Origin of the sequence: Shimia sp. SK013 (genome assembly GCF_001292625.1) — a bacterium.
In the GTDB taxonomy this organism is placed as follows: Bacteria; Pseudomonadota; Alphaproteobacteria; order Rhodobacterales; family Rhodobacteraceae; genus Shimia.
Window position 1 is genome coordinate 17387 of sequence record NZ_LAJH01000007.1, and the last position, 24723, is coordinate 42109.

Consider the following 24723-nt stretch of genomic DNA (forward strand, 5'->3'; position numbering starts at 1 on the left):
AGAGTGTCAGGCAAATGAGATTCCGACGATCACTGTCATCAATCCGAGAACGGAAAGGAACAAAGACCCGAGGTTCAATGGGATTACCTTTTGCACAGAGATGCGCAAGTCCTCGTCAGAAAGGCCCGCGCGTCGGGCTTTGTTCACTTTGACAATCGAGAGAAGCAGTCCGATCAAGCCAATCACAGAAATGGCTGCGCCCACCCAGATAATCCAGCTCATGATGCGTCTCCTCGCGGTAACTTGCGCTAGGCGCCTATCGTATCAGGGGTATGCACGCAAGGCCGTCCGCGCGGTTGGACGCGCAAATGTCACACACTGCGAGATCACCTGTTGCAGGGGGGCATGGGGGGCGCTAGGTTGCGGCCTCGTTTGCTGCCGTCACATTGACGAAGCAGTCACATCCGTTTCGTTTCCAGCCGTCAGGCCGCTGTGCCGGGCCACCATCCAGGAGTTCTTATGTCCGACTTCTCGTCCGATACCCCGACCGAAAGCAGTACCGACAGCAGCTATCGCGTGACCGCAGGCGAACTACGCCAGTTTGTCGAGCGTTATGAGCGTCTTGAGATGGAAAAGAAGGACATCGCCGACCAGCAAAAAGAGGTCATGGCGGAGGCCAAGTCACGTGGATACGACACCAAAGTGTTGCGCAAGGTTGTGGCACTGCGCAAGCGTGACAAAGACGACATTGCCGAGGAAGAAGCCGTGTTGGAAATGTACAAAGAAGCGCTGGGCATGTCCTAACGTGGCAGCGGCGCCTGACGGGGCCGCTACTGCTTGCCTCAAGTGAGGTCAGGGCGTGATGAGCGTGACGCCGGGAATGCGTTCGATCAGAAAGACGTCTTCGTCGTATATGTCGGACATCGCCTCGACAAAGTCTTCTGACCAACCGGGCAGGTCCAACTCTTCTTCGACCTCGTGCTCAAGAGCAAATTTATCCAGAAACGCCGCAATCACGCGGCGTTTTTGCATTTCTGTCAGATCGGGATGTGTCGCGACATATTCTTCAAAGCGCAGACCGCCTTCTGGCGACATGATAGAACGCAGCAGATCTGCGCCACCTTCCACTGGTGTGTTGTGATCAAGACCGGCGAATTCTCGCAGCACCTCTTCCCAGATCAATGGCGTGTCTTCATTGCACCAAACCGTGACCGGCACATTCGGCAGCGCCTGACGTACCCGCATCACCAGTTCGGACCAGCGCAACGCCATAGGGGCTGAGCCTCCTGTCACCACTTCGAGGTCTTTTTCGGTGCTGCCATTTACCAGAGCGGGCAGAAAGGTGGCGGGATCACGGATGGCCAGAAACACTTCGATGTCTTCGGCGTGAAAAATCCGGGAAAAATCCATCAGACGTTCGGTGGCGTTTGGATAGATCCGATTCTCGCGTACAGCACCACGGGGCACCCCAAAGAAGTTGCTGTTGGATAGAACAACGCGGTCCGGCAAGCGGTCCCCGATCATACCCCGCAACAGGCCTTCGCGGTGGGCCGGTGAAATCGGATAGGCGTCCACATTGTCCATGATGTCGCGAATTTGGCGGCGATAGCTGCGTGGTTCAGGAACGATCACGCCATGTTCGTTCAGCACCGTCGTATTTTTAACGAGGCTTTTGACCAACTTGTTTTCGTCGGTGAAATGGGCACCAATATGGAGGACGAGCTTCATTTTAAGTCTGATTTTCCGCGTGGGTCATAATTAGTATATCTTCGTTTCTGGACAGTGAAACCAGATTCAGGCAACAGAAGGGCGCAATGAAGGAAACACATCTGTCCAAACGCTCTTTTGTACCCCGTCGTCTGGGGGTCGATCCCTGGTCTGCGGGGGCGTTTTTGATTGCAATGGTTGTGCTTGCACCAATTGCAGCGGTGATCTGGATCGCCTTTCACCCCGTGGAAAATATCTGGCCGCATTTGATGTCCACCACTCTGCCAAGGTACTTGCGCACAACGCTGATCCTGATGGTGGCGGTCGGGGTGATTTCCGCAACTATCGGCGCGACAGCTGCCTGGCTGACAACGCGCTATGATTTTGTCGGCCGACGATGGATCGAATGGGCGTTGTTGTTGCCCTTGGCGATACCAGCTTACGTTGGCGCATATGCACTGGTGGATTTTCTGGAATATGCCGGACCGGTTCAGACCGCTCTGCGCGAGGTGTTTGGCTGGCAGACCGCGCGGGATTACTGGTTTCCGCAAATCCGTTCGCTGGGCGCGGCCATCATGGTTCTATCGGCGGCGTTGTTTCCATATGTATACATACTCGCCCGCGCGGCATTTCGCGAACAGTCCGGCGCTGGCGAAGAAGTTGCGCAGTCGCTGGGGGCAGGTGCCTTTGGCCGGTTCTGGCGGGTCGGGCTGCCATTGGCGCGCCCGGCAATCGCTGCCGGCACTGCGATTGTAATGATGGAAACAGTAAATGACTTCGGCACCGTTGACTATTTTGCGGTCCAGACCCTGACCACCGGTATCTTTAGCGTTTGGCTGGAAAGCAACAATGCAGGCGGGGCCGCACAGATCGCGACAGTGGTTTTAGGTTTGGTGATCTTCTTGGTGACCATGGAAAAAGTCAGTCGGCGCAAGTTTCAGTTCTTTAGCCTGACCACGCGACATCGCCCACCGGAGCGCACGCCTTTGCGGGGAAGCGCTGGGTTGGCCGCGTTTGTGGCGTGTTTCCTGCCTTTTGCCATTGGGTTTCTGCTGCCGTTTTGTGTGATTTTGAATCACGCATTGGCCAATGCTGATCGCTGGACGGATCCGGCGCTAATGAGGGCTCTGGGCAATACGTTGCGCGTGGGCGGAATTGCCGCCGTACTGACGGTGCTTGCCGGCGTTTTCATGGTGTATGGCGTGCGCCTGTCAGGACGCAATCTGCCGCGCCTTTTGCTGCCTGTCACAACAATAGGCTATGCGGCGCCTGGGGCCGTCCTTGGCGTTGGCATCCTGATACCGCTTGCCACTGTCGACCACACCTTGGCCGACGCCGTCGAGGCCGTTACCGGGCGGTCGTCTGGCTTGATTTTAACCGGATCGGCGTTTGCGATTGTTCTGGCGTATTGCGTGCGATTCTTCGCCATCGCCCAGGGCGCTGCTGACGGAGCCATGGGGCGGGTTCCGCCCAGTCTCGCGATGGCGGCACGGTCATTGGGCCGCTCTAAAGGTCAGGTCTTGCGTGAAATTTATGCGCCACTCATCCGAGGATCTGTTGGGTCTGCGTTGTTGCTGGTCTTCGTGGATTGCGTCAAAGAGCTCCCGGCGACCATGCTGTTGCGGCCTTTCAACTTTGACACGTTAGCGACCCAGGTGCACGATCAAGCGAGCCTTGAGAATCTTGGCGACGCCAGTCCGGGGGCCATTCTGATCGTGCTGGTGGGTCTCGCGGCGGTCGCACTTTTGGCAAGAGCTAATCGATAGGCAAAAAGGGGGTTGCAGGCCGTGAGCAATTTTCGTATCCCCCCGCCAGTGCCCCTATAGCTCAGCTGGTAGAGCAACTGATTTGTAATCAGTAGGTCCGCGGTTCGAGTCCGTGTGGGGGCACCATTTTTCAAAATACAATCAATATCTTGCGTGGCGTTCTTCTGTGAGCGTTTTTCTCTTGGTGTTTGCCGGAAGCACACCGGAAGCAACAAGATTTGCATTCGCACTGTTGCATCGCTGCACTACGACAATCGGCCAATTCGACGTTTGAGGTCGTTTGGCACTGTTGACCCTGATTCTTACCTGACTCATGTCTTGCCGTAGGTGAACGGTTGCCCAACCGTCCAAACAATCTGTTTTGACGGTTGGAGAAAGGTCAGAGCAACTGTGAGGGATTTAGGCATGACACTTCAAAAGCAAGCATCGGGGTGACGCTTCCATTTTTTTCAACCCGGCGACACTTGGCGTTGTTGCAATCGGCGCGGTTGGTTGGGGCATTTACAACCTGTTGCACGATGAGGGCGAGGAAGAGGGAGATTAGGCCTCGGCTGCCATCGATGACGCGGAGGTCGTTGCTAAGGCGGCGGGAACCATCACCACCAGCGCGTCTCTTCGGGATTGATTTGGCATTCCTTACGCCGACTTTTCCATGCTCTTGATAGGCATCTCGCCGCCTATAAAAGCTGAGCCGACCAACTCCGAAATACCGGCAAGTTTTGCGGGCGATGCCAATCTTCTCGGCATTTCGAAGCACTCTAAGCTTTCGCCGTGGTCTGGTGGAATGGCAGGTATTGACGGGAAAGCCGCCCACTTAATCCGAATTTTAAAAGGGGCTTTGGACCGAAAAGGTCCAGAATTGGAAATGAAATCGATTTTGTAGATGTTAAATAGCGCCTTATCTCAACGGGGCGGGGCCAGAGATTGACGCCTTACAATATAGGTGTCGATGCAGATGGTACGCCCTTCAGACTTGCCTTCTACCATTTCTATCAACTCGCTGGCAGCCTTGCGCCCCATCTCCCGATGGGGAACGTGTACTGTAGTCAAAGCGGGGTTAACAATCTCGGCCAATTCGATGTCATCAAAGCCGGTAATGGAAACATCTTCGGGTACCCGGAGACCCAGTGCTTGCGCAGCGCGCAATGCACCAACAGCCAATACGTCATTGCCGCACAAAACAGCCGTTGGACGTGTGGCCCGAGACATCAACTCGCGAAACGCGGCCTCGCCATGCTCAATGCCATATGGCGTTTCAACGATGTTGATATGGTTTGCCTCAAGGCCATGTTCCCGCAATGCGTCCTCTACGCCATTCTTACGTCTCGTTGCCCTGTCATTGCCTGTAAGGACGCCGGAAATCATCGCAATTTCGCTATGTCCTTCTTGAATCACCTTTCGCGCCAGAGAGGCCATCGAACTTCGATTGTCAAAACCAATGGAAGGAAGATCCGCCTCAGGAAGATGAGACCAAGCCACCAGCGTTGGGACCTGATGCTGTTTCAGGTAGTCGTAAATTTCAGACCTTCGCTCATGGCCAATCAGTAGAAGTCCGTCTGCACCTCGGGCCACGAGAGCTCTGATTTGTTCCTCTTCAACGTCTGGCTTGTAGGCAGAACTTGAAACGAGGAGGGTGTAGCCCTGATCTCGCAGTTGATCTTGAAAAGCTTGCAAACCTCGGGCGAAGATCGCGTTGTCCATGGTCGGAATGATCGCACCAATGGTGAATGATCTGTTTGCCGCCATCACGCGCGCAGCAAAGTTGGGCGTGTAACCCAAGAGCTCAACGACTTCCATTACGCGTTTTCTAGTTTTTTCGACAACGCGATCAGGCGAATTCAGACAACGCGATACCGTCGCGGTCGAAACGTTCGCTGTTCGCGCTACATCGCTAAGTGTTGGTGCCCGACGGTTTTTTTCCATTTTTTCTTCTGCTGAAATCTAGTTCCTCTTCATATCACATTTACAGGAAATCACCACACGCAATGTAAGCGCTTGCATTTTGAATGTAAGCGCTTACAAATGTTACCGAACCAACTCAATAGGAGTGTCCGATGTTTCTCGCCGCCTCGATCGCCGTCTTTGCCGTTTTCTTTGCAAATGTAGCGCTCGGTGCCTTCGCGGGCAGCGCATTCTTGGGAGACGTGGGGGAAATGTTGGTTCTGTTTGCGGCGTCTATTCTTTTTGTTGTCGCAATTCTGAAGAGAGAAACCACTGAAAAGAAAAGAAAAAGCAGTGGATGATACACGTATTGGGAGGAAACTATGACTAACAGAAAAAATGGGCTTCAATCGACAGAACGTCGAAATTTTCTCAAACTCAGCGCGGGTGGCGGTTTCACTGCTGCATTGGTTGCGGGGGCCGGCGGCGTTCTCTGGTCTACCGAAGCTGTAGCGCAAACCGCCAAAGAAGAGAAAGACCGGGAGGCCGCTGCCGACCATGTGATGACCCTTGCCACAGCCTATGTGCTGGGCGCATCGCGCAGCTATCCGATCATGCAGCTCGATCTCAAAGAGAACATTCAAAACGCTACCAACGGCAAAATCTACGTCAAGCTGGCACCAGGTGGGCAACTCGGTGCCGGTGGCGCTTTGGTGCAAAAAGTTCAGGGCGGAACCATTCAGGCCGCGCAACATTCATTGTCAAACTTCGCGCCATTTGCATCCACAGTTGACCTAATCAACATGCCATATTTGTGTGGGTCAAATCAGCGTTTCACAAACCTTGTGACCTCTGACTTCTGGAAGTCAAATGTAGAACCAAAAGTGGAAGAAAACGGCTTCAAGGCACTCTTCTATGTGAATATCGACCCCCGTGTTGTCGCCGTTCGCAAGGGCGGTGATGCGGTCATGTCTCCCAGCGATATGAGCGGCGTCAAATTCCGCGTTCCCGGCTCAAAAATGTTGCAACAGTACTATCGTATGGTTGGGGCGAACCCAACTCCGGTGGCTTGGGGCGAGACACCATCTGCGATCAAACAGGGTGTTGCTGACGCCTTGGATCCATCCGTTGGCGCGCTTTACGTGTTTGGTTTCAAGGATATCCTGAGCCATGTGACTTTCACACAAGCTGTGCCAGATAGTCAGGTTTATTCCTGTAATTTGGAATGGTTCAACTCGCTGCCTTCTGACGTGCAAGATGGCGTGATGTGGGGGGCGGAAATGACCGCGCACCAAAACCTGTCCAAAGTGCCATCAGCAAGGTCTTTTGCGATGTCTGAGCTGACCAAGGCTGGTGTGCAATTTCATTCCCTGAGCGAGGATCAACTGGGCGAATGGAAAGAGGCCGGTGGGTATCAGCGTTCTGAATGGGACACGTTCAAAACCGAACTGGCGGGATCAATGGATAACTTTGCCAAGATGGAAGAGGCCGCAGGCACGCAGGGTAAATACTACGTGCACGACGCTTAATCAAAGACTTGTGGGCGGCGCAATGTCGCCCACGGTTTTGACCAAAATGCAGCCAAAATATGCTGTATCTGACAGGTCACGCCCCATCTGAACCTCGGGACACACCATGAAAATTTTGCGCGCGATTGATAAAAATGCTGAGCGTTGGCTTCTGTTGACGTTTTACGTGATGCTGGTCGTCACAATGGCTGTCGAGGTCATCCGGCGGGAGCTTTTTGCCTATTCGTCCATCTGGGGCGAAGAGATCGTTCGCTACTCCTTCATCTATCTCGCGTGGATTGGCGCGGCGGCAGCGGTCAAAGAACGCGCGCACATTCGGATCGATGTTATCCTTCACTATTTTGGCCCGAGACCGAAGGCGCTGTTTTATATTTTCGGCGATTTAGTCATGCTTTTTGTCGCTCTGGTGGCGTTGTACTGGTCTTACGAAACCGTGCATGTCTCTGCCAAATTCGGATCGGTCAGCCACGGGCTGCGCATTTCCATGGTTTGGTTTCTGATGGCGGTCCCGCTGGGGTTCGCTTTGATGACTTGGCGTCTGCTTCAATCTCTGCGTCGTGACATTCGCAACCTTCGAGACGGCACTCCCGTCTTCGAAGGTGACAAACTGTTTGATTGAGGGGCGACACATGCTTTGGCAACAACTTAATCACACCGTCGATCTGGGCTGGGATTTCTATCTACCGGTCATTCTTTTTGTCAGCTTAATCGCCTTGGCTGTGCCCGTGTGGGCTGCCATCGGCACGGCCGCCATCACCATGCTGGTGATGTCTGGCGATCTGCCGCTCTCTGCTGTGGGTGAAAGCCTTTTTACCGGCATTGATGCCTTTGCACTGACTGCTGTTCCACTATTCATCCTGACTGGGGATGTGCTTGTTCGCACGGGCCTCAGTCGCAAGTTTCTGGATGTGGCCGAGGCGCTCACATGCTGGACCAAAGGCGGTTTTGGCTCGGCCACCGTCCTTGTCTGCGGAATGTTCGCGGCCATTTCCGGTTCCGATGCGGCGGGTGCCGCCGCAGTGGGACGCATGACCATCGACCGTCTGGTCGAGAGTGGTTATCCGCGCCCATATGCCTGCGCACTTGTCGCCGCCGGCGCCTGCACAGGCATTCTGATCCCGCCATCCATTGCCTACATTATCATTGGCCTCGTTTTGGGTATTTCGGCGTCGACCTTGTTTTTGGCGGCGGTCATTCCCGGCCTTGCGATCCTGATTTCCATTCTTGTTACCAACATCATTGTGAACCGCCTCTATAGCTATGAGACCGGTGGCAATATGAGTTTGTCAGACTGGGCGGCAAACGTTTGGACCTCGCTCAAATCCGGCTGGTATGCCTTCATCGTGCCAGGGATCATCTTCTACGGCATTTTCTCTGGGCGCCTGACGCCAACAGAGGCTGGTGCAACCGCTGTTGTCGTGACCATTATCATCGGCTTCATTCTGCGCACCCTCAAGCTCTCGGATTTCCCGGCGATGTTGGTCAGTTCAGCAAAGGTCAACGGGGTGATCCTGCCGATCATCGCGTTCTCCGCTCCCTTGGCCGAGGCTCTCGCTATTATGGGAGTGCCACAGGGCTTTGTGGCCGCAGTTACCGGCCTCACCGACGAGCCAGCCGTGCTCATTCTTTTGATGATTGGCATACTGATTGCCGCTGGGTGCGTGATGGAAACCACTCCGAACATCGTGATACTTGCCCCCATTCTCAAGCCATTGGCCGACAACATCGGCATGAACGAGATCCAGTTTTGCATCATGATGATCACTGCACTGGGCGTTGGGTTCATCACGCCGCCGTTGGGGCTCAATCTCTTTGTGGTGTCTGGCATTACCGGCGAGTCGATCCTGAAAATCGCTGTGCGTGCGGTACCTTTTGTTCTGACAATGCTGATTGTGGTTCTGCTGATTGGATACGTCCCAGCCATCTCCACAACCTTGCTTCCCGATATTTACAAATAGGACTGTCCTGTATGACCCGTGAATACCTTAAAAAGGCATCGCTGACCGCAAAATCAAACGCGTCGGAAACCCATGATATCGTGAAGGGAATTCTTAGCGATATCGAAGCTGGTGGTGATGAGGCCGCTCTGGAGTATGCAGCCAAGTTTGACAAATATACCGGCAATGTGCTTCTGACGCCTGAAGAGATTGCTGCTGCTTGCGCATTGGTGCCTGAAAAACTGCGTCTCGACATTCAGTTTGCGCACGACAATGTGCGTCGCTTTGCCGAACTGCAAAAAAGCACTGTTGGCGACGTGGAAACCGAAATCACACCTGGCTTTGTTACAGGGCAGAAAGTGATCCCTGTGGACGCGGCAGGGTGTTACGTTCCCGGTGGGCGGTACAGTCACATTGCAAGCGCGATCATGACGGTGACCACGGCCAAAGTAGCAGGCTGCCGCCATATTACAGCATGTTCTCCACCGCGCCCCGATACAGGCGTGGCACCTGCGATCGTCTATGCGGCGCATATTTGCGGCGCCGACAACATTCTGGCGATGGGCGGCGTTCAGGGCGTGGCAGCTTTGACCTTTGGTTTGTTTGGTTTGCCCAAGGCCAACATTCTGGTCGGGCCTGGCAATCAGTTTGTGGCAGAGGCAAAACGCATTTTGTTTGGTCGTGTTGGCATTGATATGATCGCTGGCCCAACCGACAGCCTTGTTCTCGCGGACGAAACCGCGGACGCGCATATCGTTGCCACTGACCTCGTGAGCCAAGCCGAGCATGGCTATAACTCTCCGGTTTGGCTTGTCACCGATGATCGCAAACTGGCCGAAGACGTCATGGCCCTCGTTCCGAAACTGATCGATGACCTGCCCGAAGTGAACAGAGAAAACGCCTTTGCTGCATGGCGCGACTACGCCGAAGTCATCCTTTGCGCTGATCGCGAGGCTATGGCCGCATGCTCTGACGAGTACGCACCTGAGCATCTCACTGTGCAAGCAAATGACCTTGATTGGTGGCTGGAGCGCCTCACATGCTACGGGTCTCTGTTCTTGGGAGAAGAAACAACCGTCTCGTATGGCGACAAGGCAACCGGTACCAACCACGTTTTACCCACGTCACGCGCAGCGAATTATACCGGCGGGCTTTCGGTCCACAAATACATGAAAATCGTCACTTGGCAGCGTGCCACGCGCGATGGGTCCAAGGCCGTCGCTGAGGCAACCGCCCGAATTTCCCGGCTAGAAGGTATGGAAGGTCATGCCCGAGCCGCAGATGTCCGTCTGGCGAAGTATTTCCCAGACGAAATTTTTGATCTGACTGCCAATGGCTGACCCACGCGCACTTTTTGACCTCTCAGGTCGGACAGCCTGTGTTACAGGGGCCAGCTCTGGCCTTGGGCGACAAGCCGCTTTGACGTTGGCGAGCGCTGGAGCCACAGTCGTGGCCGTCGCACGTCGAAAAGAGGCACTTTCAGAACTGGTTGCGGAGATCGGCAAAAAGGCAGCCTATGTGGCCGCTGACATCTCAGACCGTGATCACATCGGCGCTTTGGCTGATGCTGTAAGCGACCCCTTTGGTCCGCCAGACATTCTTGTGCACGCGGCGGGTGTTAACACCAGACAGGCCGCAGATGATGTCACAGAGGAGGGCTGGGACCAAACCGTAGCCCTCAATCTGTCAGCGCCATTTTTTCTTAGCCAAAACCTGGTGCGGAGTATGAAAAAAAAGCAGTGGGGGCGGATCGTCAATTTTGCCTCCTTGCAAACCACACGCGCTTTCCCCGGCGGTATTGCCTATGGCGCAACCAAGGCCGGCATCGCGCAATTGACGCGCGCAATGGCCGAGGCATGGGGGCACGACGGCGTCACGGCCAATGCGATTGGCCCCGGGTTCTTCCCGACTGAGTTGACCCAAGCAGTTTTTCAGGATGGTGAACGCGCAGCCCGAAACGCAGCGCAAACTTGCGTCGGGCGCAATGGCCAATTGAACGATTTAGATGGTCCGCTGTTATTTCTGTGCTCGGATGCCTCTGCATATGTGACCGGGCAGGTCCTTATGGTGGATGGAGGCTTTACAGCAAAATGAAAGCGCTGGTCTATGAGGGCGAAAAAACGCTGAAATATCAGGATGTCCCGATGGTGTCTGCGGATGTTGGGGAACACCTGATCCGCATAGAGGCCGTGGGAATATGCGGATCGGACATGCACGCTTTCCTTGGGCATGATGCGCGACGTCCCGCACCTTTGATACTAGGGCACGAAGCTGCGGGTGTCATTGAAGAAGGTCCCCAAGCTGGGCGACGCATCACGATCAACCCATTGGTCACATGCGGTGCATGCTCCGCCTGCCTGTCGGGGCGCGAAAACCTCTGTGGCAAGAGACAAATTATTTCTATGCCACCGCGTGAAGGCGCGTTTGCACAGTATTTGGCAATGCCGGAAGCCAATTTAATCACGGTTCCCGACGCGGTTCCATTGCACAAGGCCGCGCTGGCAGAACCTTTGGCGGTAAGCTGGCACGCCGCGCGACTTGGACTGGAAACGCTGCACCCGTCTATGGAAAGGCGTGCCGTTGTCATAGGTGGAGGTGCAATCGGTTTGGCGGCAGCGCTGGCGCTTAAGGCTATGGGAGTGGCAAATGTCAGCATTGTCGAGCCAAATAAAACCCGCCGCAAATATCTTCGGGATAGATGCCAACAAGACGTGACGGAGCAGATTGAGCACTCTGCTCCCTTGGTCATCGATGCTGTCGGCTACAGCGCGACCCGCGCCACCGCCTCGGCGTTGGTCGATCCGGGAGGGGTCATAGTGCATGTGGGTCTAGGAGAGGACGCCGGCGGGCTCGATGTTCGTCGTTTGACCCTGCAAGAGGTGACTTTCATTGGAACGTATACCTATACCGCGAAGGATTTCCGCGACACGGCACAGGCTATTTTCGATGGTCGCCTTGGTTCGCTCGATTGGATTGAGGAACGACCACTATCGGGTGGCGGTAAAGCTTTTGTCGATCTGCAAATGGGACTTGTTGCTGCGCCCAAGATAGTTTTGAGCCCTTGGCCCTAACACCCAATTCCGCTTCCAAGGAGACACCTGATGTATAAGAAAATTCTTGTTCCAATGGCTCTTGACCATGGACTGTCTGAGTCGACATTGGCCATTGCAAAGGCGCTTTGCTCCCCGGGCGGATCCATCACTGCGTTACATATTTACGAAACGCCCTCCGGTTCCGTAAGCACGTTTCTGGATGAAAGCGTCGTACGTGAGGGCTTTCAAACAGCCAAGGCAATGCTCGAAGAAAAAACCGCCGGGGTAGACGGGATCAAAACCGAAATCGTCAAAGGCCACACCTATAGGACCATCATCGACTACGCCGCTGAACATCGCACAGAGTGCATTGTCATAGGGTCACACAAACCCGGTCTTAGTGACTACCTGATGGGGACAACAGCGGCCCGCGTCGTGCGTCACTCTGCCTGTGCGGTACATGTGTACCGCGGCTCCTAAACACGTTCCGTATTAACAAAGGCAAATTCACAATGAACATAGACAAAAAGATTGCGGATGATCTGGTCGCCAATGGCGTCTCATTTGTCACCACTGTGCCATGCAAGCAGCTGGCGGGCGTGATCGAAGAGGTTGATCAACGTGACGACATCTTTCACATCCCGTCGAATAAGGAAGACGAAGGTATGGGACTGTGCGCTGGTGCATGGATGGGCGGCGAACGTCCTGCGATAATAATGCAGAACACAGCGATCGGAGTAACGATCAATACGCTTGCGACGTTGATCCAGTATTATCGCATGCCCTTACCGATGCTGATCTCGTATCGCGGCGAGTTGCGCGAACCTGTGGCGTGCCAAGTCGAGATGGCCGTGCACACCAAAGCCTTGTTGGCGCAGCTGAACATTCCGACTTATCACTTCCATCATCAGCGCGATGTCGAAGAGTTCGACAATATTCTTAAATACACATTCATGAGCAAGAAACCCGTTGCCATCCTGACAGATGCCAACTTCTGGGGAGGCTACGGCGACCAATGATCCGTTCTGAAATTCTCAAAGAAATCGCCCCCATCCTGAGGGATGAACTGGTGGTGTGTAACATTGGCATTCCCTCTCAAGAGCTGCATGCCATCGACGATCAGCCAAGCAACTTCTACATGCTTGGCACCATGGGGTTGGCGTCCTCGATTGGCTTGGGACTTGCGCTCACTCAGCCAAAACCCGTGATCGTCATTGATGGTGACGGCTCTGTTTTGACCAATCTCGGCACGCTTCCGACGATCGGAAACAATGCGCCAAGCAACTACATTCTGATGATCATAGACAACGGTTCGTATGGCTCCACCGGCGATCAACCGACCTATACCGGCAAGAAAACTGATCTGGCGGGCATGGCCCGAGCAGCGGGTTGTGACACTGTGATCGAAGTTCAGGATGTTGATACCGGAGATGCGCTGCAAGCGGCCCTAGACAGTGGCAAGGCAACTGTCCTTGTCGTCAAATGTGAAAGCGGCAACGCAAAAATGCCGGTGATAACGATGGATCCGGTTGTCATTTGTGATCGCTTCATGAAAGCGGTTTCAAGCTGATGTCTCACGGCGCGATCCATTCTGCGGAGGATGCGCGCCGACTTGCCAAACGGCGCCTGCCATGGATGGTTTTTGACTACATTGATGGTGCCGCTGGAAATGAAATGGGCGCCCTACGAAACCGTAGGGCGCTCGACAAAATCACCTTGCGACCCCGAATTCTTAAAGACGTGAGTGCGCGGTCGCTGCAGGTCAATTTGTTCGACGCGCCTGCCGATCGCCCGTTTGGTATCGCCCCCATGGGTATGTGCAATTTGGCCGCTCCCGGAGCAGACTTGATGCTGGCCCGATTGGCCGCGCGATATCGTGTTCCCCACGGAGTGTCGACTGTGGCGTCCACTTCGATGGAGACACTCCTTGAGGTGGCAGAAGGGCACGCGTGGTTTCAACTTTATTTCAGCGGCGACGGGGCGGGCACTTTCAAGCTGGTGGAGCGAGCCATAGCCGCCGGATACAAAACCCTCGTTCTGACGGTGGATGTTCCTGAAGTTGGACGGCGCCCCCGCGAGCTTCGCCATGGGTTCAAAATGCCTTTCCGCATGGGCCCGAAGCAATGTTTTGACTTTGCAATGCACCCAAGGTGGTCCTTGGCCACTTTGCGAGCGGGAAAACCACAAATGGCAAATTTTCTGAGGCCCGGATTTGAGTTTGACCGAACTGAGAGCAGGGCACTGGCGAACTGGCAGACCCTGGCGCGTCTCAGAGATATGTGGCCCGGAAAGTTGGTGGTCAAAGGTGTGTTGGATGTCGACGATTCCCGCCGGCTTGTTGCTGCCGGGGTCGATGCGATCCAAGTTTCAAGTCATGGAGCACGTCAATTGGAAGCCGTTCCGGCCCCGATTGAAATGCTGGTTGAAATTCGACGTGAAGTTGGACCCGATTACCCATTATTTTTCGACAGCGGCCTTAGATCCGGGGAAGACGCTCTTAAGGCGTTGAACCTTGGTGCCAACTTCACATTTTTCGGACGAATTTTGCAATTTGCGATTGCAGCTGGTGGAGAACGGGGCCTTCACGCGCTCTGGGACACGCTGAGTGACGAATTGAGTATTGCCATGGCGCAAACCGGCTTGGTTAGCCCAATTTACCGGGCCCGCTAATCCTCGCACAACGCGCTAAACAACTTTTGGCTTCAACGTCACTGTTCGTTTACTGCGCTTCCGTCTTAACTGCAGCTACAATCAGGAAGGCAGTAACGCGTTTGGCAATCGGCAACACGGCAAACTTGTCGACAACGATCATGAGACAGATGGAACCTGCGTCTTAGAATATGATGTAAAAGTCAGCGGAAACCTCATCATCGGCATTGCAACCTGATATGGAAAACCATCCAAAACCGTCCGGCCATATGGATCGTTCTCGGATGCCGAGGCCTAAGCGGGTGCTGGCTACTTCTCGGTAAAGCTCCGCGATCCATCTTACCTGGATGCAGCCTCCGTGACAGCACTTTGCGGCTGTGCCACCACCACTCTCGCGACATTGTCGCGGGCAATGCACTGCCGCCCCTAGATGCACGCTGTATTTCTAGGACATTTCCGCAAGCGTCATCTCCTCGCGGATCCCTTCAAGCGCACCCTTGGCCTTAAACTCGGCGGATGGTTCTTTTTGTTTCTTCATTTTGGATCATCACCTTCGCTCAGGCGGTCCACCTTAAACACTAATCCGGAATTTCGCGGCCACTTCGCACCCAGATTGGGAGCTTCAGCCGCGCACGATTTTGTGTAAGGGTTTTTGTTCAAGGGCTTCCGCAGCCAAATGGCAGTCACGCGGATTGCGGTGTGTCAAAGATTTATCAATGCCCGAATTCATCCTGAGTGGACCCTCGCGAACCCGCACTTGACCCAGGATACCGAAATCATTCATGCTGAAACCGATTTATTTCATTATTTAGGGGCATCGCAATGACCGGCAGTTCCGAACCGAATTATGTGCCTAGCAGGCGACGGGAATGGCTGTCGTTTGCTTTCCTGACATTGATAGTTTTGCCTGGCCTTGCCGTCGCGTTTGTTGGCGTTTTCGGCTTTGTTGTCTGGATGAGCCACGTTATCAACGGTCCACCCGTCGTAGGTTTTTGAAAAAGAGAACAGGATCGGTGGGCTAAAACCACCGCCTAACATTTGACAAGACGATCCAAGAATGGAGCGAGTCAATGAGTATTTTCGGTGTTGCGAAAGAGTTCTGGAGAACCCTGAAAAGGCCGCCAGCTACGATTAGCCTGGGTGTACTTTCGGTCGGTGGGTTTATAACCGGTATTCTGTTTTGGGGCGGCTTTAACACGGCTCTTGAGGTGACCAATACCGAAGAATTCTGTATCAGTTGTCACGAAATGCGCGACAATGTGTATGTTGAATTGCAACAGACGGTGCATTGGGAAAACCGTACAGGCGTGCGGGCGACATGTCCGGATTGCCATGTGCCGCATGAGTGGACCAATAAGATCGCACGCAAGATGCAGGCCAGCAAAGAGGTCTGGGGCGCGGTGTTTGGCACGATCAACACCCGCGAAAAGTTTCTCGAAAAACGCGAAGATCTGGCGCGGCACGAATGGGCGCGACTTGAGGCAAACAATTCTTTGGAATGCCGCAACTGCCATGACTATGACAGCATGGATTGGGACAAGATGTCGGATGAGGCGGTGTTTTACATGCGGCCCGCCGCGGCTTTGAACACGGGCTGTATTGAATGCCACAAGGGCATTGCCCACGAGCTGCCACAGCGGGGCGAGGGGATGAGCCCGGTAATCGCAGCGCTTGACGGGCGCGCGGCCAACAGCCTTAGCGCCGGTGAGGACTATTTTGCCTATCAGCCTGTGTCGCTGTTTGAGGACGAAGACCTGAGCAAGCCAGCTGGTAATCTTTCAATGACAGCGCGGGTCGAGATTGCCGAAGTCAAAGGCGACAAAGTACGTCTGGATATGTCCGCATGGAGGAAAGACAAAGGCTATGGTCGAGTTCTTTATGCGGATTTCGGTCGCAACATGCGGGTCGCCGTTTTGGAACGCGAGACAGCGCAGAATGATGCTTATGTCACTGCTGGCGATCCGGTAAACGATGACAACACCGGTTTGGATTGGGTGGAGGTCAAAGTCAGCTTGTGGTCCTCCGCTAGGGGATTTGTCTCGGACGCAGATCAGCTGTGGAATGTGGCGTCAGATTCATATGAATCGTCTTGTAGCGGGTGTCACGCGCAGCCTGATCCGGAACACTTTGCAGCAAACGCATGGCCAGCGCAGTTCAACGGGATGGTCGGATTTACCAATATGGACGCGATCGAACGGGAGCTCGTGCTGAGCTATCTGCAAAATCATTCCTCTGATTTCAATTCGTCGCATTAGGAGGCAATCATGACCACTCGTCGTACCGTATTGAAAGGTCTTGCAGCCAGCGCGGCATCTTCACTTATGGGACCGTCTCTTTTGTCGCAATCGGCATCGGCGGCCACCTCGTCTGCCGGTACCTGGCGCTTGACCGGATCCCATTGGGGCGCGGTTGAGGCGCTGGTCAAGGGCGGCAAGGTGACCGAGGTCAAACCCTATAAGAACGACCCAAGTCCAACGGACATGGTGAATGGCATCAAGGGCGTTATCTACAATCCGTCGCGGGTCAAATATCCGATGGCGCGAGCGGACTGGTTGGACAACCGTGAGAATGCTGATCGCACGACCCGAGGTGACAACCGCTTTGTGCGCGTTACGTGGGATGAGGCGATCGACCTGTTTTACGAAGAGTTGGAGCGGGTACAAACGACCTATGGGCCGTCGGGCTTGTTTGCCGGGGCCACGGGCTGGCGTCAGACAGGCATGTTCCACACTTGCATCAATCACATGAACCGCGGCGTTAGCATGCATGGCAATTACGTGCGCAAAGTCGGGGATTACTCCACCGGTGCGGGGCAAACAATTTTGCCCTATGTTATTGGCAACACAGAAGTTTATTCGCAAGGCACAAGCTGGCCGGTTATTCTGGAAGAGTCCGACACAGTGGTGCTTTGGGCATCTGACCCGTTGAAGAACCTGCAAGTTGGCTGGACTTGTGAAACCCATGAATCACTGCCCTATCTGGATCAGATGCGCGACAAAATTGCCGCTGGTGAATTGCGCGTCATCAGCGTTGATCCGGTGCGGACCAAAACGCAGAACCACACGGGAGCCGAGCACAAGTACATCAACCCTCAGACCGATGTGGCGTTTATGTTGGCATTGGCGCACACGCTTTATACCGAAGAGCTGCACGACACCGAGTTCCTCGAAATATACACTCTGGGATTTGAAAAATTCATCTCCTATGTGACCGGCCAAGACGACGGGATCGAAAAGTCACCCGAATGGGCCGCGCCTATCTGTGGCATCTCTGCGGACGATATTCGCGAGTTTGCCCGCCTTTTAGCGGGCGGTCGCACCCAGTTTTTGTTTGGTTGGTCTCTGCAACGTCAACAGCATGGCGAACAACCTTACTGGATGGGCACCATTCTGTCCGCAATGCTGGGGCAGGTGGGCCTGCCCGGAGGTGGTGTAAGCTATTCGCATCACTACAGCGGTATCGGCGTGCCGGAGTCCGGTGCCAATATGCCGGGTGCATTTCCACTCAACCTGGATCTGGGCAAAGTACCCGAGCATGACAGTGAGGATTTCAATGGGGCGAGCGGCGTAATCCCAGTTGCCCGTTGGATCGACATGTTGCTGGAGCCGGGCGGTCATGTGCAACACAACGGTCACGACATAACCTATCCCGATGTGAAAATGTGCGTGTTCACGGGGTGTAACCCGTGGCACCACCATCAGGACCGCAACAAGATGCGTCGCGCCTGGACCAAGCTGGAAACCGTGGTGTCCATCGACTTTGCCTGGACCGCCACAAGTCGACATTCTGATTTGGTGCTACCTGCCTGCACCCAGTTTGAGCGCAACGACATCGACACATACGGCGGCTACTCCAACACAGGCGTGATTGCCATGCCCAAGCTGGTTGATCCGCTGTATCAGTCCAAGACCGACTTTGAGATATTCACGATGCTCACCAAACGGTTTGGCCGGCACAATGAATACACCCGCGGCATGACTGAAATGCAGTGGGTGCGAGAGAGCTATGAAACCACACGGACTGCGAATGCGGGCCGGTTTGAGATGCCTCCGTTTGACGAATTCTGGGAACAGGGCCTGGTCACCTTTGAGCGGGGTGAAAACTGGGTGCGACATGCGGACTATCGTGCGGATCCAGAGCTCAATGCCTTGGGAACCCCGTCCGGGTTTATTGAAATTTCCAGCCGCACCATCGAGAAATTCGGCTACGACGATTGCGGCGCCCATCCCAAGTGGATGGAAAAGCTTGAACGGTCGCATGGCGGGCCGGTGTCGGATAAATATCCGCTTTGGATGCAGAGTTGCCATCCTGACCAACGATTGCACTCGCAGATGTGTGAATCAGATGAGTACCGCGCGACATATACGGTGCAGGGGCGTGAACCTGTTTGGATGAGTCCGCAAGATGCCGAAGCACGCGGTCTTGCGGATGGCGATCTGGTTCGCGTCTATAATGATCGAGGGCAATTGCTGGCGGGCGTGCGGGTGTCTGACAACTTTGCGCCCGGAGTGGTGCGCATCCACGAAGGCGCGTGGTATGGTCCCGAAGACGCCAGCATCGGCGCGCTGGACACGTATGGTGATCCCAACACACTGACGCTGGACGTAGGCACGTCCAAGTTGGCGCAGGCGACATCTGCCAACACATGCCTTGTAGAGATTGAGAAGTTCGAGGGCATCGCGCCAAGTGTGACTGCTTTTGGTGGTCCGGGCGAAGTGACACTCTGAATGAAAAGCACAGCGCAAGAGGCGATTTCCCTGTCGCATGCTGACGTCTGTCGCTGGCTGGCGCAGGTGTTCATGACCGAAGTGACGAACGAACAGCTAACTGCCTATTATGGCGGTGCCGCCGGCGCATTTTTTGTCGTAATGTCAGAAGTTTGTGATGTGTCCGCGCAAAGGGCGGACTTTGAGGCGGCGCTCGTTGAACTTCCTGTGTTGGACACGTCGCAGCGTTCACTTGCAGCGGATTACGCGGCAATGTTTCTTTTGGGAGAACGCACCAACGCGCAGCCCTACGCCGGGCTATTTTCGGAAGGCACTGGTAAGGTTTTCGGCGCCACGCACGACAGTATGGTAGCCCGGTTTGCAGCGCGTGGATTGAGCCAGTCTGTGCCAACAAACGAACCAGCAGACCACATATCGTTCCTTTTAGAGTATACCTCGGTTTTGCTTGCCGCTCCCGATGATGGCGCAGAAACCGCACAGGATTTTTTGCGCAATGAGATATTGCCGTGGTTTGATCGCTGGGCCGAAGCCGCTTGTCGTGTGCAGGTTCTGAGCAGGTTCTACCCGGCGGTGGTCAAAATCGCCCAGACCTACTTAGCGGGTTTGGCAAAGGCTTAAACTTTTGAACCCAAATGACATTTTTTGTAACACCAACAGGCTGAGAGGCGCGGGGCATGGTCATACCCTCCTTGATCCGCAACATTTAATCGCTGACTTGCCGAAACTGCGATTGCCCTTTGAAAATATATCAGTCGTGAAACCCAGGTTATGTAAACTAGTGGCAGCGGGACCAAGTTAATCTGTTGGTTTGGGGATTGTTTCCAATACAAGAACCGATTGTGTCTTAACTGGAAGCAAAAAGATTAACTAAACCCTAACGAGCATCTTGCGATTGGTGTACGCTCATACTTAAGGCGCCGCGTGAGTTGGCCCAGCTTTTTTGGCAGGTTTCCCGATACGGAATTGGGGAAATAGTGTTATTAACGTTGCTCTTGGTGTCCGCTGCCGGATTGCTTGCCTTATCAATCGAAACGACAAATGACTCCGACTCGTCGGAGCCAGCCTCAAATGGGCAGGATGGTGACCTTTCGCAAGACGAAAGCGCGTCTAGCGCTGCTGCCGTCTCGGCTGTGCCTGCGGACCAGACGATCGAAAGCCACGCAGTTTCTGTTGGTGATGCAGAAACCCAAACCGAGCCGGACACTGCCTCAACTTCAGACGGCGCGGCGCCGGGGCTGCCTGATGTCCCAATTCCGGAGGCGTTGGCAGGTGACGTCATAATCGGTGATGACGATGACAATACGCTCATCGGAACCGAGGATGACGATACACTCGATGGGCTGGCCGGTGATGATCTTTTGGTCGGGTTGGCTGGTGCTGATTTGATGTCAGGTGACGAAGGAGCTGATACCCTTTTGGGCGGGTATGGCGTTGATGTTCTTTCTGGCGACGCTGGAGACGATCTTGTCAAAGGAGGGCTCGGCGACGATTCTCTGTTTGGAGATGATGGAAACGACAGGCTGATTGGCGGTTGGGGCAGTGACTTTCTGACGGCAGGGACTGGGTCCGACCAACTGGAAGGCGACGCAGGCGCGGATATCTTGTTGTCGGTGGATGATGATGGCGCGCAAGGCGCTGCGGATCTGCTTTATGGGGGCGCTGACAACGACCGGCTGATTGGCGACGATGGCGACACCATGACCGGCGGCGAAGGAGTAGATCGGTTCGAAGTTGTGGTGGAAGCCGGTGCTGCGCCGGTTGTGATCACCGATCTGTCGTTGTTTCATGGTGAGGACGCCGAACTGAGATCCGACCTTGTGAGCTTTCTGGACAGAGAGGGGCAACTTCTTACCCGAGAGCAGCTGATCGAGGCGGGCGCCCACCTGGAAGAAGCCGATACCTTGGGTGATACCAACGTGATTATGGGTGATCAGGTTGTGGCCGTTATTGAAGGTTACACTGTTGAGGACCTGTCCTCCGAAACCAACTGGTTGGGCAATCTGTCTCCTGCTCAGACGGGGCAGTTTGATGGCGATGATCTGCTAGCTGGCGATGCGACTGGCGTGGCTGATGATCACATAGAAGGTGGTGCCGGACAGGACACTTTGATTGGCGGCAACGGCGCGGACTACCTTGAAGGCAATTCAGGGGATGACCTTGTGATAGGCCTGGACGATCCGGAGGTCGACGGAGCCGCGTCAGACACGCTGATTGGTGGCGACGGGGACGACACGCTGCTTGGTGACAACGGCGATCAGGTGGCCGGTCTTGAAGGTCGCGATACCTACGAAATCGTTGTTCCTCAGGACGGCGCCGAGGCACCGGTAGAAATCTACGGTTATGAGTTACGCACCGAAAGCGGACACATCGAAGTGATTACCCTGCTAGGCGCGGATGGCACACCTTTGACGGCGCAAGACGTCGCGGATTCTGTTGTGGTCTATCAAAGCGAAGAAGGTGGAGAAGCGATCTTGGAACAGAATGGCCAGATGGTGGCCGTGATCCATGGTGTGGATTCCCATTTGATGCAGGACCAATCCATCTGGTTGGGCAATCTCGACCCCGACCTCAATGCGGCGGGGCCTGAGAGTGTATCCGTGACGTCCGGATCATTGACGATGACGCTGGAGTCTGCAATTGGCACCGGCAATTTTGTGAACTCAGGCATGTTTGGGGCCAACGCGATCTACAGCGTTAACACCGAGCTGGGTGTGCCGCTTGATAACTATGTTGCTGCGGTGGACGCGTTAGACGTCATGCATGTGCGTTTTCCGGCTGGCCAAGCTGATCCGGAAACACCGGAAGAGGAGGGCACCCGTTGGCTCAACGTCATGGAACTGGAGGAAAACGAAGACGGCGATATGGTTCTCCGCGAAGAGGTTGTGTCGGCGTTGGACGCGGTTATTGCTGCGCACGAAAACGGCGCGGACGTACGGCTTACCCTCAGCACACCGACCAAGGTTTTCACCGTTGAGGAATATGAAGCCATGTACGACGACATGGCACGTTTCGCGGAATTGATTGTGACGCAATACGGCGATGTCGTGGAAGCCTTTGAAATCGGAAATGAATACTGGATCCAAGGTGAAACCGCTTATGGCCAAAAGGCCGACATCGCCGCCCGCGCCTTTGCCGAGGGCATGGATAACGCCGGCCTCGCCCAAGAAGACCAGCCGTCAATCATTGTGCAGATGGGAACGCCAAACAATGGCTCTGAATTCCATACATCTGTGGACGACCGACCATTTGGGGCGCGCCGGGATGACGCCAACGAGCAGATTGTTGATCAGCTTTCAGACGAAGCCCGCGAGGAAATCGACGGGGTGGTCGAGCATTACTATTACAACAAACACGACGATGAATTTACCGGAGACGGGAATGAGCGGGGGTTTATCGGGCATGACTACGAAATCTGGGATGAAAATTTCGACAAGGAATTGGATCTGCATGTAACCGAATGGAACATCCGAACGACAAATTATCCCCAAAACGGCATGCGAGCGGCAGGCATTCTTACTGAGCAATTTGAAAACATGATCGATATGGGAGCCGACGCGGCGCACGCTTGGCCGCCAGTCCACAACACCTCCACACATCACGCGGGCACACGCACGGACATGCCAATTGTAGACGATGAGGACCGCGTCCTGAATTCGGTACGCGGCGCCATTTTTGATGTCATGTCCACAGAGCTTGTCGGGACCGAGTTGATGGAAACGACCTTTAGCAATGATAGTGGGCGCGTCGAAATCCAGACCTACATCAATGACGAAAAAGTGGTGTTTCAAGTTGTTTCTCGGGCCGATGAGGTGCTCAACTTGGATTTGGATTTCTCGTCCTTGGTCGGAGACTATTACGAGGCTTACGCCATGCGGATCGGCTATGACACCTCGGCAAACAGCTCGGACGGAGTGTTCCGCAACGGCGATGGAGACATCGAGCAAGCAGAATACACGATCGTCGATGGCGAACGTTATTACTTCAATGAATTTGATACCTTGGCAACCATAACGGATGAGGAAGTCGACGGAAACGAGCTGGATGTGAGGCTCAAGCCATATGAAGTGGTGCAGATCACCTACCTGTTTGGTGATGAGGAGCCTGCAGACATTCCCGGCTCGATTTTGCAGGGAACGGACGAGTCTGAGTTTATCCTGGGCACCAGTGGCAACGATCAAATCGAGGGGCTGGGCGGCGACGATACAATTGAGAGTCTGGACGGCAGCGACACGTTGTATGGCAACCTTGGCAACGACAGCTTGGAGGGCAGCCAAGGGGATGACTACGTTCGCGGAAATGAGGGTGACGACGCAATCTATGGATTTGGCGGTGATGATGACATGAAGGGCGGCGATGGGAACGACTCCATTTCCGGCAATCAAGGTAATGACACGTTGTCCGGCAGCAAGGGTGATGATCTTTTGCGTGGCGGTGACGGGGAAGACACCATCAACGGCGGCGTGGGCACGGATACTTTGTCGGGTGGCGAGGGGCGGGATACTCTGACTGGATGGTCAGGCACTGACATCTTCCGTTTCTCTGGCGAGGACATGGCCGTTGGCGACTTGATCACCGACTTTGAAATTGGGTCTGACGTGATCGAATTGGGCTATGACGACATCTCCTCGGTTGCCGATCTGTCGATCAATGAGGTTGATGGTGGGGTTGTTGTGCATGTGGGCCGCCATGGCAGTCTTTATCTGGCAGGCAACATGACCGCGGCAGAAGTACGGATGGCATCCAACTTTGTCTTTGTATAGCGGCGCTAAATAGTTCCGGGGTTTTCCCTTGCACCTTAGCGCCTTCTCCTGTGGATTGGCCTAAACACTCGCTGTTTAGGAGCGCCCTTTTGCCGACTTTGATATTTGACCCAATGACGACGTTTTCTGTGCCCGTGACCGGCACCGATGCGGCCATTCCTGTATCGCGAATTTTTTGTGTTGGCCGCAACTACGCCGCCCACGCCGCAGAAATGGGCGGTGAGGTTGATCGTGAGGCGCCTTGGTATTTCACCAAATCAGTGGCGCATGCCATTTTGAGTGGCGCCAAAGTGCCATTTCCGTCTGGCACCAAAAACTACCATCACGAAATGGAATTGGCCTTTGCAATTGGGGCTTCCGTCTTTGAAGCAACAGAAGCTGAGGCACAGGCAGCCATATTTGCTTATGGGTGCGCGCTGGACATGACCCGTCGTGACCGTCAGCAAGATGGCAAAGATCACCGACGCCCCTGGAGTCTTGGCAAGGATGTCGAGAATTCCGCGGTCTTTGCTGCCATGACGCCTGCCGCAAATTTTGGAACACCAACCGATCAGCGGATACATCTTGAAGTCGAAGGACAGAGCCGGCAGGACGCGTCATTGGCTGAAATGATATGGAGTCCCGTTGAAATCGTCAGGCACTTGTCGCGGTATTACATGCTGCATGCCGGCGATGTGATTATGACTGGTACTCCGGCCGGTGTGGGGGCCGTATTGCCCGGGCAGACGATTACGGGCGGCATAGAAGGTTTGGATCCCATTTCGTTGATCCTTGAAAACGATGGCTAAGACCCCG

At 54.6% G+C, this 24723-nt stretch carries 22 protein-coding genes, 1 tRNA gene and 1 pseudogene; 20 read left to right on the forward strand and 4 right to left on the reverse strand.

Features of this window, described 5'->3' with window-relative positions; genetic code table 11:
- Positions 1-6: 6 nt before the first annotated feature.
- Positions 7-222: a hypothetical protein gene (locus SHIM_RS02000; protein WP_054000963.1), complete on the reverse strand. Its 216-nt coding sequence runs from the start codon at positions 220-222 to the stop codon at positions 7-9.
- A gap of 237 nt (positions 223-459) precedes the next feature.
- Here SHIM_RS02000 and SHIM_RS02005 point away from each other — a divergent pair, with 237 nt between their 5' ends.
- Positions 460-744: a DUF2312 domain-containing protein gene (locus SHIM_RS02005; RefSeq protein WP_054000964.1), complete on the forward strand. Its 285-nt coding sequence runs from the start codon at positions 460-462 to the stop codon at positions 742-744.
- Between the two features lie 48 nt (positions 745-792).
- Here SHIM_RS02005 and SHIM_RS02010 read toward each other — a convergent pair whose 3' ends face one another.
- Positions 793-1668 (reverse strand): hypothetical protein, encoded by an 876-nt coding sequence (locus SHIM_RS02010; protein ID WP_054000965.1) that lies wholly within the window; start codon positions 1666-1668, stop codon positions 793-795.
- Positions 1669-1754: 86 nt separating this feature from the next.
- On the opposite strand from SHIM_RS02010, the gene SHIM_RS02015 reads away from it, so the two are divergent.
- Both SHIM_RS02015 and SHIM_RS02020 read left to right on the forward strand, forming a co-directional pair.
- Positions 1755-3413: an ABC transporter permease gene (locus SHIM_RS02015; protein ID WP_054000966.1), complete on the forward strand. Its 1659-nt coding sequence runs from the start codon at positions 1755-1757 to the stop codon at positions 3411-3413.
- A 50-nt stretch (positions 3414-3463) separates the two neighbouring features.
- Positions 3464-3539, forward strand: a tRNA-Thr gene (locus SHIM_RS02020).
- A 478-nt stretch (positions 3540-4017) separates the two neighbouring features.
- Here the strand turns inward: SHIM_RS02020 and SHIM_RS20490 are convergent.
- Positions 4018-4227 (reverse strand): annotated as a pseudogene (locus tag SHIM_RS20490) (hypothetical protein); the annotation flags it as partial.
- A gap of 89 nt (positions 4228-4316) precedes the next feature.
- Positions 4317-5336 carry a LacI family DNA-binding transcriptional regulator gene (locus tag SHIM_RS02030; protein WP_054000968.1) on the reverse strand — a complete coding sequence of 340 codons (1020 nt, stop codon included), beginning with the start codon at positions 5334-5336 and terminating at the stop codon, positions 4317-4319.
- A gap of 131 nt (positions 5337-5467) precedes the next feature.
- Here SHIM_RS02030 and SHIM_RS02035 point away from each other — a divergent pair, with 131 nt between their 5' ends.
- The 17 genes from SHIM_RS02035 (at position 5468) to SHIM_RS02110 (ending at position 24716) form a co-directional block, all read left to right on the forward strand.
- A complete protein-coding gene (locus tag SHIM_RS02035) occupies positions 5468-5656 on the forward strand; it encodes a hypothetical protein (protein WP_054000969.1) in 189 nt (62 codons plus the stop codon).
- Between the two features lie 21 nt (positions 5657-5677).
- Positions 5678-6823 carry a TRAP transporter substrate-binding protein gene (locus tag SHIM_RS02040; protein ID WP_054000970.1) on the forward strand — a complete coding sequence of 382 codons (1146 nt, stop codon included), beginning with the start codon at positions 5678-5680 and terminating at the stop codon, positions 6821-6823.
- Positions 6824-6929: 106 nt separating this feature from the next.
- A complete protein-coding gene (locus tag SHIM_RS02045; protein ID WP_054000971.1) occupies positions 6930-7442 on the forward strand; it encodes a TRAP transporter small permease in 513 nt (170 codons plus the stop codon).
- Between the two features lie 10 nt (positions 7443-7452).
- Positions 7453-8781 (forward strand): TRAP transporter large permease, encoded by a 1329-nt coding sequence (locus SHIM_RS02050; protein ID WP_054000972.1) that lies wholly within the window; start codon positions 7453-7455, stop codon positions 8779-8781.
- Positions 8782-8792: 11 nt separating this feature from the next.
- Positions 8793-10100 carry a histidinol dehydrogenase gene (hisD, locus tag SHIM_RS02055; RefSeq protein WP_054000973.1) on the forward strand — a complete coding sequence of 436 codons (1308 nt, stop codon included), beginning with the start codon at positions 8793-8795 and terminating at the stop codon, positions 10098-10100.
- The gene (locus SHIM_RS02060) at positions 10093-10854 is read left to right on the forward strand and encodes an SDR family NAD(P)-dependent oxidoreductase (protein ID WP_054000974.1); all 762 of its coding nucleotides are present in this window, start codon (positions 10093-10095) and stop codon (positions 10852-10854) included. The genes hisD and SHIM_RS02060 overlap by 8 nt, the downstream gene beginning before the upstream one ends.
- The gene (locus SHIM_RS02065) at positions 10851-11831 is read left to right on the forward strand and encodes an alcohol dehydrogenase catalytic domain-containing protein (RefSeq protein WP_054000975.1); all 981 of its coding nucleotides are present in this window, start codon (positions 10851-10853) and stop codon (positions 11829-11831) included. The genes SHIM_RS02060 and SHIM_RS02065 overlap by 4 nt, the downstream gene beginning before the upstream one ends.
- A gap of 30 nt (positions 11832-11861) precedes the next feature.
- The gene (locus tag SHIM_RS02070) at positions 11862-12272 is read left to right on the forward strand and encodes a universal stress protein (protein WP_054000976.1); all 411 of its coding nucleotides are present in this window, start codon (positions 11862-11864) and stop codon (positions 12270-12272) included.
- 32 nt (positions 12273-12304) lie between these two features.
- The gene (gene comD / locus SHIM_RS02075) at positions 12305-12811 is read left to right on the forward strand and encodes a sulfopyruvate decarboxylase subunit alpha (RefSeq protein ID WP_054000977.1); all 507 of its coding nucleotides are present in this window, start codon (positions 12305-12307) and stop codon (positions 12809-12811) included.
- Complete coding sequence (comE, locus tag SHIM_RS02080) at positions 12808-13362, forward strand: sulfopyruvate decarboxylase subunit beta (protein WP_054000978.1); 555 nt, start codon at positions 12808-12810, stop codon at positions 13360-13362. The genes comD and comE overlap by 4 nt, the downstream gene beginning before the upstream one ends.
- A complete protein-coding gene (locus SHIM_RS02085; RefSeq protein WP_054000979.1) occupies positions 13362-14462 on the forward strand; it encodes an alpha-hydroxy acid oxidase in 1101 nt (366 codons plus the stop codon). Before comE ends, SHIM_RS02085 begins: the two co-directional genes overlap by 1 nt.
- A gap of 801 nt (positions 14463-15263) precedes the next feature.
- Positions 15264-15437 (forward strand): periplasmic nitrate reductase, NapE protein, encoded by a 174-nt coding sequence (locus tag SHIM_RS20695; protein ID WP_082358237.1) that lies wholly within the window; start codon positions 15264-15266, stop codon positions 15435-15437.
- A gap of 74 nt (positions 15438-15511) precedes the next feature.
- Complete coding sequence (torC, locus tag SHIM_RS02090; RefSeq protein WP_054000980.1) at positions 15512-16696, forward strand: pentaheme c-type cytochrome TorC; 1185 nt, start codon at positions 15512-15514, stop codon at positions 16694-16696.
- Positions 16697-16705: 9 nt separating this feature from the next.
- Entirely contained in the window at positions 16706-19168 is a 2463-nt protein-coding gene (torA, locus tag SHIM_RS02095; RefSeq protein ID WP_054000981.1) for a trimethylamine-N-oxide reductase TorA, read from the forward strand.
- On the forward strand, positions 19169-19786 hold the full coding sequence (locus tag SHIM_RS02100) for a molecular chaperone TorD family protein (RefSeq protein WP_054000982.1): 618 nt from the start codon (positions 19169-19171) through the stop codon (positions 19784-19786). It abuts the gene before it with no gap.
- A gap of 356 nt (positions 19787-20142) precedes the next feature.
- Positions 20143-23928 carry a calcium-binding protein gene (locus SHIM_RS02105; RefSeq protein ID WP_152926395.1) on the forward strand — a complete coding sequence of 1262 codons (3786 nt, stop codon included), beginning with the start codon at positions 20143-20145 and terminating at the stop codon, positions 23926-23928.
- Between the two features lie 113 nt (positions 23929-24041).
- A complete protein-coding gene (locus SHIM_RS02110) occupies positions 24042-24716 on the forward strand; it encodes a fumarylacetoacetate hydrolase family protein (RefSeq protein WP_054000984.1) in 675 nt (224 codons plus the stop codon).
- The last annotated feature ends 7 nt before the right edge of the window (positions 24717-24723 follow it).